This window comes from Halorubrum sp. SD41 (assembly GCF_058630335.1).
Window position 1 is genome coordinate 23,532 of the sequence record NZ_JBZVGZ010000030.1, and the last position, 13,169, is coordinate 36,700.

At 70.3% G+C, this 13,169-nt stretch carries 14 protein-coding genes; 5 read left to right on the plus strand and 9 right to left on the minus strand.

The annotated features are described in order from the left end of the window. Positions 1-82: 82 nt before the first annotated feature. The 3 genes from AC4NMM_RS13285 to AC4NMM_RS13295 are packed head-to-tail and all read right to left on the minus strand — an operon-like array spanning position 83 to position 3,749. Complete coding sequence (locus AC4NMM_RS13285; RefSeq protein WP_491924464.1) at positions 83-868, minus strand: metallophosphoesterase; 786 nt, start codon at positions 866-868, stop codon at positions 83-85. Beyond that, a complete protein-coding gene (locus AC4NMM_RS13290; RefSeq protein WP_491924465.1) occupies positions 868-2,478 on the minus strand; it encodes an RPA family protein in 1,611 nt (536 codons plus the stop codon). The genes AC4NMM_RS13285 and AC4NMM_RS13290 overlap by 1 nt, the downstream gene beginning before the upstream one ends. Continuing rightward, entirely contained in the window at positions 2,475-3,749 is a 1,275-nt protein-coding gene (locus AC4NMM_RS13295) for a Single-stranded DNA binding protein (protein ID WP_096393659.1), read from the minus strand. Before AC4NMM_RS13295 ends, AC4NMM_RS13290 begins: the two co-directional genes overlap by 4 nt. A gap of 155 nt (positions 3,750-3,904) precedes the next feature. On the opposite strand from AC4NMM_RS13295, the gene AC4NMM_RS13300 reads away from it, so the two are divergent. Then, entirely contained in the window at positions 3,905-4,228 is a 324-nt protein-coding gene (locus AC4NMM_RS13300) for a DUF7510 family protein (protein WP_096393660.1), read from the plus strand. A gap of 33 nt (positions 4,229-4,261) precedes the next feature. Here the strand turns inward: AC4NMM_RS13300 and AC4NMM_RS13305 are convergent, their stop codons facing one another. Both AC4NMM_RS13305 and AC4NMM_RS13310 read right to left on the minus strand, forming a co-directional pair. Beyond that, on the minus strand, positions 4,262-5,290 hold the full coding sequence (locus AC4NMM_RS13305) for a glycosyltransferase family 4 protein (RefSeq protein ID WP_096396130.1): 1,029 nt from the start codon (positions 5,288-5,290) through the stop codon (positions 4,262-4,264). A gap of 156 nt (positions 5,291-5,446) precedes the next feature. Beyond that, positions 5,447-5,725 (minus strand): DNA-directed RNA polymerase subunit L, encoded by a 279-nt coding sequence (locus AC4NMM_RS13310; RefSeq protein WP_096393661.1) that lies wholly within the window; start codon positions 5,723-5,725, stop codon positions 5,447-5,449. A gap of 113 nt (positions 5,726-5,838) precedes the next feature. Here AC4NMM_RS13310 and AC4NMM_RS13315 point away from each other — a divergent pair, with 113 nt between their 5' ends. Beyond that, entirely contained in the window at positions 5,839-6,426 is a 588-nt protein-coding gene (locus AC4NMM_RS13315) for a GNAT family N-acetyltransferase (RefSeq protein WP_491924466.1), read from the plus strand. Positions 6,427-6,922: 496 nt separating this feature from the next. On the opposite strand, the gene AC4NMM_RS13320 is transcribed toward AC4NMM_RS13315, so the two are convergent. From AC4NMM_RS13320 to AC4NMM_RS13335, 4 genes are read right to left on the minus strand one after another with little or no spacing between them, the layout of a single operon-like run. After that, on the minus strand, positions 6,923-7,570 hold the full coding sequence (locus AC4NMM_RS13320; protein ID WP_491924467.1) for a 30S ribosomal protein S3ae: 648 nt from the start codon (positions 7,568-7,570) through the stop codon (positions 6,923-6,925). Continuing rightward, positions 7,567-7,911, minus strand: a complete 345-nt coding sequence (locus AC4NMM_RS13325) for a KEOPS complex subunit Pcc1 (protein ID WP_491924468.1) — start codon at positions 7,909-7,911, stop codon at positions 7,567-7,569. Before AC4NMM_RS13325 ends, AC4NMM_RS13320 begins: the two co-directional genes overlap by 4 nt. Position 7,912: 1 nt before the next feature. Further along, entirely contained in the window at positions 7,913-9,121 is a 1,209-nt protein-coding gene (locus AC4NMM_RS13330) for an exonuclease RecJ (RefSeq protein WP_096393665.1), read from the minus strand. Positions 9,122-9,175: 54 nt separating this feature from the next. After that, positions 9,176-9,643 (minus strand): 30S ribosomal protein S15, encoded by a 468-nt coding sequence (locus tag AC4NMM_RS13335; RefSeq protein WP_121596619.1) that lies wholly within the window; start codon positions 9,641-9,643, stop codon positions 9,176-9,178. A gap of 389 nt (positions 9,644-10,032) precedes the next feature. On the opposite strand from AC4NMM_RS13335, the gene AC4NMM_RS13340 reads away from it, so the two are divergent. From AC4NMM_RS13340 to AC4NMM_RS13350, 3 genes are all read left to right on the plus strand, one after another. After that, positions 10,033-11,616, plus strand: coding sequence for a Na+/H+ antiporter NhaC family protein (locus AC4NMM_RS13340; RefSeq protein WP_491924469.1), 1,584 nt, complete (start codon positions 10,033-10,035; stop codon positions 11,614-11,616). Beyond that, positions 11,613-11,921 carry a DUF7513 family protein gene (locus tag AC4NMM_RS13345; protein WP_096393667.1) on the plus strand — a complete coding sequence of 103 codons (309 nt, stop codon included), beginning with the start codon at positions 11,613-11,615 and terminating at the stop codon, positions 11,919-11,921. The genes AC4NMM_RS13340 and AC4NMM_RS13345 overlap by 4 nt, the downstream gene beginning before the upstream one ends. A 233-nt stretch (positions 11,922-12,154) precedes the next feature. After that, positions 12,155-12,574 carry a hypothetical protein gene (locus AC4NMM_RS13350; protein ID WP_491924470.1) on the plus strand — a complete coding sequence of 140 codons (420 nt, stop codon included), beginning with the start codon at positions 12,155-12,157 and terminating at the stop codon, positions 12,572-12,574. The last annotated feature ends 595 nt before the right edge of the window (positions 12,575-13,169 follow it).

Consider the following 13,169-nt stretch of genomic DNA (forward strand, 5'->3'; position numbering starts at 1 on the left):
GCGCCGCGAGGCAAAACCGTCCCGGCCGTCACGCCCGACGAGAGGACGCGCCCGCGGCGCTAGGGAGACTGGCTCGCGGCGCTCAGATCCGGCGGTAGTCGCCGAGCCGCGTCCCGTCGAGCAGGTACGCGTCCCCGGCCGGGAGCGCGGCGGGGAGGAACGGCGCGAGGAACGACTGCCCCTCGACGTTCACCCACGTCCCGCCCGACCGCTCGTTGAACGCGGGGAAGACGACGAGTTCGGGCGGGTCGGTGTCGCTGGCGTCCCCGACACCGTCCGCGCCGTCCTCGGCGAACGCCGCGGGGTCGAGCTCGCCGCGGAGCCACGCGCGCTCGACGCGCGAGCCGCCGACCGCGTCCTCCAGTCGCACTTGGGGGTGTTCGTGGCCCATACACACCACGTCGGCGTCGAGGAGCGCCGGGTCCGGCCACGTGTGGCCGTGGCAGACGGCGACGGTATCCCCGAGCACGCCGCCGCCGGCGCCGATCACGTCGAGGTCGTCCGCGAACGCCGCCGCGACGCCCGCGTCGTGGTTCCCCTCGACGAGCGTCATCGGCACGCGGTCGGTGACGGCGCGGATCAGGGTTTCCAGCTCCGCGCGCTCGTCGCCGTCGGGCGCTCCGATCCGGTGCGCGAGGTCGCCGAGGACGACGAGCCGGTCGGCGGCCGTCTCGGCGACGAGACCGCAGAGTCGCTCGCGACGCGCGTCGGCGCGGGAGTCCAGTTCGACGCCGCGCTCGTAGCGCAGGCCGACCTCGATGCCGGCGTGGACATCCGCCACGAGCAGCGCGCGCTCGCCGCCGAGGTCGGCCACGGCCGCCGACTCGCCGACGACCGGTTCGACGGTGGTCGGCTCGCCCCGCGCCATCAGATCGGCTTGAGGAGCCCGTCGCCGGGCTCGTAACACTGCCCGCTCATCAGCGCGTCCTGGATGGCGTCCTCGACCGCGCCGGGGTCGACGCCGTGCTCGTCGGCGACGCGCTCGACGACCGCCTCGCGGGGCGCGCCGTCGCCGTCGTCGAGGTCGCCCATCGCCGCGACCGCCGCGGCTTCGAGGTCGGCGTCGTCCGCCTCGGCGTCGGCGTCGGTCTCGGTCTCGACGTCGGCGGTCGCGGAGTCGGCCGCGTCGGCCTCGTCGCTTTCGGACCCGGCCGCGACCGCGTCGTCCGCGGCCACGGCGGGGTCCTCGGCCTCCTCGGCGATCTCCTCCGGGTCGGGCACGTCGATGTCGGCCTCGCCGGGCTCGTCGACCTCGGTCCCGGTCGCGAAGTCGGTGCCGAACTCGGACTCGATCTCCTCGCGCTCCTCGTCGTCGAGCTGGTACATGTCGTCGGCGTCCGCGTCCGGGTCGAGGTCCGGGGTCGCGTCCGCGTCGCCGTCGGATTCCGTCGTCGCGTCCGCTTCCCCGCCAGCGTCGAAGTCGCCAAGGCCGCCGTCGTCGGTCGTGGTACCGTCGTCAGTATCGGCGACGTCGTCGGTCGTCTCGGATGCGTCTCCCGCATCGCCGAGCGACTCTGACTCGTCGGCCGGAGTCGGTTCGGGCTCGACCGCGTCGTCCGTCTCGGGTTCGCTGGATTCGTCGATTTCCGACTCGGTCGATCCGGCGTCGGCACTCGACTCAGCGTCGGCACTCGATTCCGACTCCGCGGTCGGTTCGACATCGGTCTCTTCGGAGGGCGGTTCCGGCTCGTCGCCGGCGTTCTCGCCCGCGGCCTCGTCGCCCTCGACCGTCGCGACCGGCTCCGCGACCGTCACGTCGGTCTCGGGGAGCGGGCCGATCGCGGTCGCCTCGCCCTCGTCGGGGGCGATGTCGAGCGCGCGGACCTCGTCGCGGTCGCCCGCGATCAGCTCCAGCGCGTCGACCGCGAGCCGGCGGACCGCCTCGGCGTAGGCCGCGGTGGTGCCGTAGTGGTCGAGCGCCTTCGGGATCCCGGCCGCGAGCGGGGCCGGGGCGCCGCCCGCTTCCAGCGCCGCGCGGAGCTCCTCGCCGCGCAGGTCGGAGTCGAGCGCCTTCGCGAACACCGCGAGGCGGTCGAGCGTGGCCTCCGCGGCGGAGACGACCCACCGGTCGCGGGTGTCGGCGTCGACCTCGTTGAGGCTCTCCGGGCGGACGGAGGTGAACACGCGGTCGGAGTCCTCCGGCTCGAAGGTGCGGGCCTTGCCCGTGAGCGCGACGAACGCCGGCGGCTCGGCGCGTTCGAGGAACGTCTGCGCCTCCGGCTGGTACTGGCCGGCGTAGGTGACGAACGCGCCGGAGGGGTCGACGACGCGGCCGCGGCGCGTCTCGTCGTTGACGCGCTCGACCTCGGTGAGCACGCCGGCGGTGAACAGGCGGTTCACCCGCGCGCCGGTCGGCGTGACGACGTAGTTCGGGGCGCGCTCCTCGTCGCTCTCGGAGTAGGAGAGGGACGCGTCGTCGAACTCGGCCGCGAACACCCGGTAAGCGACCTCCCGCGCGCCCGGCCCGTCGTCGCTCATTCGCCCACCTCCGCGAGCGCGGCGCGGGCGTGGTCGGCCGGGTCGTCGTCCGCGAGCTCGAACTCGACCGCGTCGAGGGTGGCGCCGTAGTCGTCGACCGAGAGGTTCCCGCGGACGCGGTAGGCGCGCCCGACGAGCGTGTCGGCGATGTCGTCGGCGACGACCTCCTTGTCCATCGCGTCCTTCGCGGCGTCGAGGGCGTCGTCGAGGCCGCCGCCGTACACCTCGGCGGTGAGCTCGTCGTCGAGGACGACGGTGACGGTGTCCGTCCCGTCGTCGAGGATCGCCTTCACGCGGAGGTCGTCCTCGCCGTCGACGTCGCCGTGGCTCCGGCACTGGCCGTTCTGGACGACGCGGCCGCACTCCGGACAGCGCTCGATGAGCCCGGAGCCGTCGCGGACCTCCAAGACGTTGCCGACGACCTCGACGTCGAACATCCCGCCGGAGCCGACCGCGTCGGCGACCGAGAGGCGGGGGGCGTCCTCGGCGACCTCGACCGGGTCGGGGAGCGGGGTGACCGTCGAGAACTCGGTGAGGTTGATCGAGGGGACGCCGCGGAACTCCCGGACGTACACGTCCTCGATCCGGAGGTCGGCGCCGGCCTCGATCTCGGAGCGCGGCTGCCAGTCGGTGAAGGGGAGCTTCGCGGTCTCGTCGCCGACGACCCCCTCTAAGATGTCCGTCTCGCCGTCGCGGCCGGAGATGGTCTTCTCGTCGACCTCCAGCACCCGGACCTCCACGTTTCGCCCGCGGTCGCCGGCCGTGACGTCGACGAGGCTGCGGTCGCCGCCGACCTCGCGGTCGACCTCGACCGGCTCGTCGGCGATGGCGACGGTGGTGGAGTCGTTGAGGTTGAGCTCCGGCTCGCCCTCCCACTCGCGGACGCCGGCGTTGCCGATCGTCAGCGAGTCGCCCGGCTCGAAGCCGAAGTCCTGCCAGGCGGTGTAGGAGATGACGCCGGTCTCGTCGGCGACCTCCCCCTCGCGGATCGTGAGGTCGTCGCCCTGGTAGCGGATCGTGCGCGTCCCCTGCGTGAGCACGCGAACGGTGACCGTCACGCCGTCGTGGTCCGTCGTGATCTCGCCGACGTCGACGGCGTCGGGCGTGGGCGACGACCCGCCGCCACCGCCGCCGTGCTTCCGGCGGACGCTCTGTTTCGCCTCGTCGATCGGGACGCTGTACTCCAGTAGGTTCTCCAGGTCGGCTTTGACCTCCTCTTTGTCGACGCCGAGGTCGGAGGCGAGCTCCTCGGCATGGCTGTTGACGTCCATCGAAGCGAGGTTCGGCGCCGCCGCACAAAAGGATTCACCACCGCTCGGGCGACCCGCGCCGGGTCGGCGCTCCCCGGGGCGTCGCGGCCTCGACGGCCGGTGACCCCCGTCGCGTCGCCGGCACAGCTAAACCGCTCCCGGTCGCAGGAGTCCACATGGACGACACCGACATCAATGTCGACGCGCGGATCGCCGAGGACCGCACGGTCATCGACGTGACGGGCACGAGGGACGTCGCCGTCGTCGTGCGGTCGGACGACGGCGAGCGGATCTACCTCCCGCCCGAGGGGTTCGACGACCCGGTCGGGGGGTCGCCGTACACCTCGCCGTACCAGGGCGCCGGCGCCGGCGGCGAGGAGAGCCCGTACGGCGGGGCGACCGGCAGCACGCGCGGCGTGATGGAGACCGCGGACGGGTTCCGGGTCACGCACCCGCAGCCGGTGACCGAGTTCGACGTGTTCCGAGGCGGAGAGGACTGACGGAAGGCTTCGCGAAAGGGGGATTCGGACGGGTCAGGCGACGTCTTCGTACACGGCGAGCGTGTCCTCTGCGACGTCGCCCCACTCGCGGCGCTCGTACTGCGGCGGCTCCTCGCGGTCGAGCGCTTCGATGAGCCCGTCGACGATCGACTCGGAGTCCGTCTCGACCTCGACGAGGCAGCCGTCGGGGAGGACCTCGGCGACGCCGGAGCGGGTCGCGACGACCTGCGTCCCCGCCTCCAGCGCCTCGGTGATCGTGATCCCGAACGGCTCCGCGTAGGAGGGCGAGACGAACGCGTCGGAAGCGGCGTAGTAGTCGCCCAGCTCCGCCTCGGGGACGTAGCCGACGAACTCGACGCGGTCGTCGATGCCGAGCAGCTCCGCGAACCGCTTCAGCTGCTCGGTCTGGTGGCCCGACCCGCCGACGACGAGCGTCACGTCGCGGCCGCGGAGCTTCTTGGTCGCGTACAGGAGGTGGGAGATCCCCTTCTGGTCGGTGTGGCGGCCGACGAAGAACAGCATCTCGCCGTCGATGCCGAGGTCCTCGCGCACGTCCTTCCCGGAGAACTGCGGCGTCGAGAAGCCGTTGTACACGACCCGCGAGTCAGCGTCGTACAGCTCTCGGATGTCCTCGCGGACGATCTCGCTGACCGCGATGTTCGTGTCGGCGGCGTTCGCGAGCCGGCGCTCGGTCTCGACCTCGCGGCTCGGCGGGTCGATGTTGCGGTCGCTCGCCAGCGAGTGGAACGAGGAGACCCAGGTGGCGTCGGACTCGCGGGCGGCGGCGCGACCGGGACCGTAGCCGAACCAGTCGTGCGTGTGGATCACGTCGTGGTCGGGCGCGAGCTCGGCGAACCGGTCGGAGAGCTGTCCGACGCGCGCCGCGACGTCGCCCTCGCCGGTCTCGACGGGTTCGAGCCCGGGCTCGTCGTCGGGCGCGAACTCCGCGGGCAACACCAGCGTCACGTCGACGCCGAGGTCGTCGCGCAGCCCGGTGAACAGTTCCCCCACGTGGACGTCGAGCCCGCCGGTGATGTTCGGCGGGAACCCCCACCCCAGCATGAGTACGCTCGGCGGCATACACCCCCGTTTCGGGAGTCGGCACTTAGGTATGCCCCTCGTGGCGTGCGGTGGAGCGGGACAGAGGGAGTAGAGGGAATCGGAGAGAGGAGTGGAAGGAACCGGAGAGAGCCCGGCCGAAAGGGGAGTCGGCCCCGCTCAGGCCGCGCGGACCGCGTCGCGCAGCGCGTCGGTGCGCTCGGTGATCGACTCGGCGGCGTCCGCGAGCACGTCGAGCGGGTCGCCCTCCTCGGCCTTGACGGTGAGGACGGGCTCGGTCTGGCCCCCGGACTGCTCGGGGTTCATGTCGTAGGTCGCGGCCGCGACGTCGTCCGACTCCAGCAGGGCGCCCTTCAGCACGTTCATGAACGTGTGGTCCTCGCCCGCGATCTCGATGTGGAGTTCCGTGTCGGTCTTCTCGATGACCCGCAGTTCCATACCCGAGAGGTCGGGCGAGCGGCGTTTCAAGCTTTCGTCTCCCGAATATCGACGGATGCGGACGGGTGGCACGCGACCCGAAAGCGTATGCCGCCCGCTCCGGTGGCCGCCCTATGGAGATCCGACGGCTACCGACCGACGAGGACGCCCTCCGCCGCTACGCCGCCGAACTGTGGCTCCCCTACCACCGCGATCTCGCGGCCGCTGCGGAGAGCCACGCGCTCGCCGACCGGCCGGACGAGGAGCTGATCGCGGCCGAGACGGAGTTTCGGCGCGACCTGCTCCGCGAGAACGCGGACCGCCGGCTGTGGGTCGTATCGGTCGATTCGGAACTCGCTCCGGACGGCGTCGATTCCGGGACGCTCGGTCCCGAACGCCTCGACCCCGAGAAGCCCGCGCCCGCCGGGGTCCCCGATCCGGACCACGACCTCGTCGCGTTCGTCTCGACGAGCGTCGACGCGTGTCCGGAGGTGTTCGACCGGCCGGACCGGCTCGTTGTGGGAGACATCTACGTGGACGAGTCGTACCGAGGGAGTGGGTTGGCGGACCGGTTGCTGGAGCGAGCAGCGGTAGATGCGCGCGAGCGGGACTGCGGCGAACTCCGCCTCGACGTGGACGTCGACAACGAGCGCGCGGCGGCGTTCTACGAAAAGTGGGAGTTCGAGCCGTACCGGAAGCAGCTGACGCGAGACGTGAAGTGAGCGACTATTTATAAGTCGGAGATTCCGGATCGACGATGGACTCCGCCAAATACCCAATCGTTTGCTAATAAACCACTGATCCCGGATCGGCGGCGAACACCTTCAAAGCCCCAGCCGCGAGGGCGGCGCACGCTCGCTGCGCGCTTCAGTCGCTCACTCCGTTCGCTCCTTCCAGTGCTTGCGTCGCCTGCGCCGCCCTCGCGACTGCCCCTTTGAGTCCCACCCCGCACCGCTCCGCACAGCACCTCTCACCTCCCCAGCCTCGTCAGTCGCCTCCGCTTCGCTCCGGCGACTGACTCCCTCGCGCGGTGCTGTCTCGCGGCCGCCGGTGGCGGCCGCTCGCAGGCACGCGCCACCGCAGTCCCGCACAGCAATCGGGAGTTGTGTTTATAAATAGAGCCGCCGAGCGGAGCCTCGTTCATGATGACCTCCTCGCGCGCCGGCGCGGCCGCTCCGCGGTCGATAAACGCAAAACGGTCGCTCCGACGGCGAGACGTTACTCGTCGGCGTCGACGGCCACTTCGTCGGCGTCGACGTCGACGGCGGCCTCCTCCTCGGCGGCGACCTCGCTCGGACGCGCTTCGAGGGTCAGCTTCTGGACCTCGACGCGGCGGAGCGGGTAGATCTCCTTGGCGTCGCCGTAGATGGCCGACGAGAGGTTCCCGTCGACGATCGCGTCGACGAACGCCTCGAAGGTGCGCTCCTCGGCGGCGGCGTGGACCTTGTCGATCATCACGCGGCGGATCGCCTTCTCCTGCGAGCGGTCGGCCTTCTTCGTCGTCAAGGCGACGGGCTGGACGCGGACGCGGTAGTCGTCCGTCGTCAGCACCGTGATCGACGCCTCGACCTTCGAGGCGCCGCGGCGGACGAGCGAGCGCAGGTAGTCCCGCGTCAGCTCGTACTTGATGAACTCGGTGTACGCCGAGTCGCTGCCGACGTCGGTGATCTTGAAGGTTAGCTTGGTGTTGTTCGCGTTGGAGTCGCCCGTCAGCTGGTCGAGCGTCGTCGTGATCGTGCGGCCGACGACCTGCTGGGGCTCCTCGGCGAGCGTCTCGCCGAGCTCCTGCCGGTCGAACTGTTCGGGCGCCAGCACGGTGTACCAGCGCTTCTGTTCTCTGCTCTTGGATACGGATCGTTCGCTCATGTGTCGGATTGTGTGTCGGTGTCGGTCGTCTGCGGTTCGTCTGTGGAGTCGAGTGGAGCCGCGGCGTCCGCGGCGTCGGCGTTCGCGGCGTCTGCGTCGGCGGTGGCGTGATCGCGCGCTCGGTCGATGACCCGGTCGGCGACGCGCAGGTTCACGAGGTGGTCGTCCAGCGTCGACTGGAGCCCCCCGGTCGTCGGCCGCGCGACGGTACAAGCGACGACGTCGCCGTCGACGCGCGTGCGCATCGAGTCGGTCTCGTCCGGCCCGAGCGCGGCCGCGACCGTCGCGGCGTCGGCGTGCGTCGTCCGGACCGTCGCGGTCCGGCGGGTCTCCTCGGGCATCTCAGATCGCCTCCCTGAGCGCGGCCAGCGCCGCCGTGATGTCGGCGTCGCCGCCGTCGTTCGCGTCCGTCTCGACGGCGATCCCCCCGCGTTCGGGGGTCCCCCAGCCGTCGCCGCCGACCTCGCCGGCGGCGGTGCGGCAGGCGTTGCCGAGGCCGGTCGGCTCGATCGCGGCCGCCGCCAGCCGACCGGTGCCCTCGTCGAGCGCGATCGCGACGGGCTCCGGCGACCGGAAGTCCCGGACGAGTCGGGCGACCGTCGGCAGGATCGCGGGCGAGCCGTCGGCCGCCGCGGCGTCGACACGGGCGACGACGCAGCCGTCGTACCGGCCGACGGTCGCCGCGTCGAGCGCGCGGTGCGCCGCCAGGCCGTGGCGGCGCCACGCGTCGAGCGCGGCCGTCCGGAGCGAGTCGTCCGGGTCGCCCGCGAGCGCGAGCGCGACGCCCGTCCCGGGCGCCTCCCGGGCGAGCGCGTCGAGCACGTCGGCGTAGCCGCCGACCGTCTCGAACGGGCCGTCCATCGCGTACGGGCGGAGCGCGCGCTCGACTGCCGAGGCCGCGCGCTCGCTCGCGTCGTCGCCGTCGACCGCGTCGACCGCGACCAGCGACGCGAGGCGCCGGCGGTCGTCGGCGTCGGGGTCGGTCGGGAGTTCGAGGGGGGCGAGCGCGTCGCGCGCCGCCTCGGGGTCGCCGGAGTACCGGGTCCGCGCGAGCGTCGAGGCCGCGAGGGCCTCCGCTCGGGACGGTTCCTCGTCGACCGTTCCCGAGACCGGGAGCGCGACGCCGGGCCGCCGCTCGACGCGGCCGGCCCGCTCCGCGGCGTCGAGCGCGTCGCCGGAGCCGTCGGCGCCGGGGATCGACCCGGCCGCGACGACGCCGGCGAGCGCGACCACGGGGTCGGGCTCGACGCCGAGTTCGCGGGCGACCGCGAAGGCCGCCGCGCTCGCCGGCCGTCCCGTGCCCGGAATCGCGTGCGGGCCGCGGTCGACGCCGACGGCCACCGCGACGCCGTCGTCGACGTCGTCGGGGACCGGGTCGGGGTCGACGCGCGCCTGAAACGGCGTGCCCGTCGCTCGGAGCGCTCGCGCGAGCAGCCCGGCCGCTGCCAGCGCGTCGCCGTCGTCGGTCGCGACGAGCCGGACGAACGGCGCGTCTGCGAGGACGCCGGCGAGCGCGTCGGGGGCGGGCGTGGCGGACGTCGCTTCGGTCATGTGGGTTGGGTCTCGGTGTCGGTGGCGGCTCGGCAGTCGCCGCGTGAGGCCGCGTTACTCCTCGAGGTACTCGACGGCGTTCTCGTAGGTGTACGTGAACTCCTCGTCGATCTCGTCGCCGCGGTAGTAGTTCGCGAGGCGGCGGATCTTCGACTCCGTGTTCTGGAGCGCGCGCTTGTTCTGGTGGTCCTGCCCGTTCTCTTCCATGTGCTCGCGCAGGCGGATCGCCTGCGACATGAGGTTGCGGAGGTCTTCCGGGATCTCGGCGTCGGCGTCGTGTTCTTCGAGGATCTCGGTGACCTTCTTGCCGGTCGCCAGCTTCACGTCGGGGACCGGGACGCCCTTGACGCCCTCGTCGCGCAGCTTGAGGCCGATGACGCTGGGGTCGTGGCCCTGCTCCGCCAGTTCGACGACGCGGGACTCGATGTCCTCGGCGTCGACGTCGCTCCACTCCGGGGTCTCGTCCGTCGCCGGCTTGTCCGAACCGGACGAACCGCGACGGCGCGTGTGCATTCGTGCCATTGTCTGTCTGGTTGGAACGGCACAACCGCAACGTGACCGCGACTCCGCGCGACGCGGCTACGAATCCCTCGCGGAGCGAGCGATCCGACCGGACGGCCCGCGCGAGCGGCCCGCCCGACCGCGACGTCGGAGGCGTCGGCGCACTGCTACATTCCCAAGCCGCGGGCGAAAGGGCCCCGGCGAGTCGGATCTGCAGCTGTGCTGTTCCCGTCTGCGGAGTCGCCGCCGGGGTCCTTAAGGGTGTTCTTGTGGGGCGGAGCGGTGCGGCCGCCCTCGCGCCCGTCCATCCTCGTTCGTGCCGCGCCGCTCGCGGATTTGTTCCGCACGAGCGCTCCGCGGAAGGGAGGATTTAGGTGAGTCGTGGATGTTCGGAGCGGTGTGACCGATAGATGACCGAAACCAGAGACGGGGACCCGCCGGCGACCGACGGCGGGAGGTCGACAGACGGCGTGGAGTCGCCCGACGGAAGCGAGTTCGGCGTCGGCGAGCAGGACGGCGACGGCCCGCGGATCGAGTTCCGCGGGGGGAAGTGGGCGAGCACCGTCCCGCTCGTCTTCTTCATCGCCTGGGCGATCCTCCAGAGCGGCGTCCTCGGGATCGGCGACACCAACGGCCTCGTCGTCGGCGCGCTGATCGGGACGACCCTCGGGATGTTCCTCGTCCGCGGCGACTGGAAGGCGTACGCCGACACCATCTTCGAGGGGATGACCCAGCGCGTGGCCGCGACCGCCATCGTCGCGTGGCTGTGGGCCGGGATGTTCGCCCAGACGCTCCAGACCGGCGGCTTCGTCGAGGGGCTCATCTTCGCGGCCGACGCCCTGAACGTCGGCGCGTCGACGTTCCCGGCGGCCGCGTTCGTCCTCTGCGGCCTCCTCGCGACCGGCATCGGCACGGGGTACGGCGCGACCGTCGCGTTCGTCACCCTCTTTTTCCCGGCCGGCGTCCTCATCGGCGCGAACCCGGTGCTGCTGTTCGCCGCGATCTTGTCCGGGGCCGTCTTCGGCGACAACCTCGCGCCCGTCAGCGACACGACGATCGTGAGCGCGGTGACGCAGGACGCCGACATCGGCGGCGTCGTCGCCTCGCGGTTCAAGTACGCGATCGGGGCGGCGGTCCCGGCGTTCGCCGCGTACCTGATCGCCGGCTCCGTCATGTCCGGGGTGAGCCTGGAGGGCGCCGTCGCGCTCCGCGAGTCCGCGAACGCGCTCGGGCTCGTTCACCTGCTCTCGATGGGGATCGTCATCCTCACGGCGGTCGCCGGCCGCCACATCGTCGAGGCGATCTCGTGGGGGCTGCTCGTCGCGATCGCCTTCAACCTCCTGTTCGGGTTATCGAGCGCGAGCGACATCGTCGTCTTCACCGTCACGGAGGCCGGGTCGCTCTCCGGGCTGCCGGTCGTCGAGGTCGGTGAGACCGCCGGCGTCGGCGGGAGCCTCTACTCCGGCGCGGTCGGGTTCTTCCCGCTGATCGTCCTCACGCTCCTGATCGTCGCGATGGCGCAGATCATGATCCGCGGCGGCGGCTTCGAGGCGATCCAGACGTTCCTCCTCGACCGCGTCGCGACCACCGTCCGCCGGGCGGAGCTCACGATGGTCCTCGGCACCGCGACGATCAACGGGATGATCACGATAAACACCGCGGCGGAGATCGCGATCGCCCCGTACATCGCCCGCATCGGCGAGAAGTTCAACATCAACGGCTACCGTCGCGCGAATATCCTCGACGCCAACACCTCCGCGCTCGGCTACATCTTCCCGTGGGCGGGCGGCGTGCTGGTCGGGTACCAGGTGATGGTCGGCCCCGACGGGCTCGGCGCCGAGTACGGCCCCGAGATGGTCGTCAACCCGATCGAGGTCGTGCCGTACGTGTTCCACGGCTGGTTCCTCGTGGCGATATTCGTCCTCGCCGCGATCACCGGCTTCGGGCGGGAGTACATTCCCGACCGCGTCTCCGAGGAGGTGTCGCGCGCGTGAGCGTCTTCGACAAGTTCCTCGCCGGCTGGTCGTTCCGCGGGTCGACGCCGGACTACGCGGCCGGCGACGTCCTCGAAGTGATGGTGACCGGAGAGGAGGACGGCGGTGCCGGCGAAGGCGGCGGTAGTGCCGGTGAGGGCCGCGGCGGCCACGTCGCCCGCATCGGCGACTCGACGCTGCGGATCGAGGGCGCGCCGGCCGACGCGATCAACACGCGGATCATCGTCGACGTGGAGTCGTGGGACGACTCGGCGCACACCGGCCGGGCGACCTACCGGAAGACGGTGGGCGAGAGCGCGTTCTAATCAGTAATCGAGGCGTATTTTTTTCGGGTTCGTCGATTCGGCTATTTGCTTATAAATGGCTCTGTTGAAATTCTATTCTTCAGACACACTATCGTCTGAAACAGCCGGTCGCTGAAGAGTGCGTATTGAACCCGGTCATAGAGTACCTGCTCGTTTTGGGTACTATCTATATGTCTAATTTCCCGCGATCTTCTCGGTAAAAAGCTTATATGACCAGTGAGTCAGCGTGGTGTATGGACTCACGGCTAGAATCGCTTCTTCTCGGGAAGTCGTTGAACCTATCACTTCGGTATCTCGGGTACTCGGTCATTCTCATGGCCTTGTTCTTCGGTCAACTCTATCTTGTTGGAAATTCCGGTATGGGAAACTCATTTCTTGGAGTCACGGTATCAGCGATTATTCTGGCAGGGATACACACATATCGCAACGACGGGATACTCGTGAGTATCGCCGTCGCCGTGATCGTCATAAGCGGCTCCGCCCTGTATAGTGTCATCTCGCTTAATCACCCCCAACCTGACTATGGACTTTTAACCGGCGTGGGGACAGCAATCTTCTATGGCCTCCCAATAGGGATTGTATCATCTACTGTTGCGTTTGCTTTACGGCGATTTGGCCCGAGCCAATCAGGTGTCGTATCTGAGGAAAAATAGAAATATAACGACTCCTCCACGGAGTAAACCCCAGAAACCTTCAGTAGTTCACCTGTACTGAGCGATTTGGGGTGTGAAACTATCAACCTCTGAGGATTTCAACAAATCCCTATAAATGGATGATGGCGGATCGGCGGTGAACACCACCAACGTACCAACCGAGTTCTTATAAATGGTTGACTGCGGATCGACGGCGACCACCGCCAAAGCCCCAGCCGCTCGGCGATACACAGGTGACCATCACTCGATGGCGCACACCTCCAAAGCCCCAGCCGCTCGGCGATACACAGGTAACCATCACTCGATGGCGCACACCTCCAAAGCCCCAGCCGCGAGGACTCGATGCGCTCGCTGCGGTCCTCGGCGCTCACTCCGTTCGCGCCTGCGGTCCTTACGTCGCGCGTCTTCGTCCTCGCGGCTGCCCCTTTGAGTCCCACCCCGCCCCGCACCGCAACCGCACAGCACCGCAGCCTCACACCTCCCCAGCCTCGTCGCTGGCGCCCGCGGCGCCCTCGCCACCCTCCCCGGGACGGCCCACCCCCCGTCGCGGGGCCCCTGGGGGGCGCCCCCCCGCACCCTCTTTTAAAAAAACCCA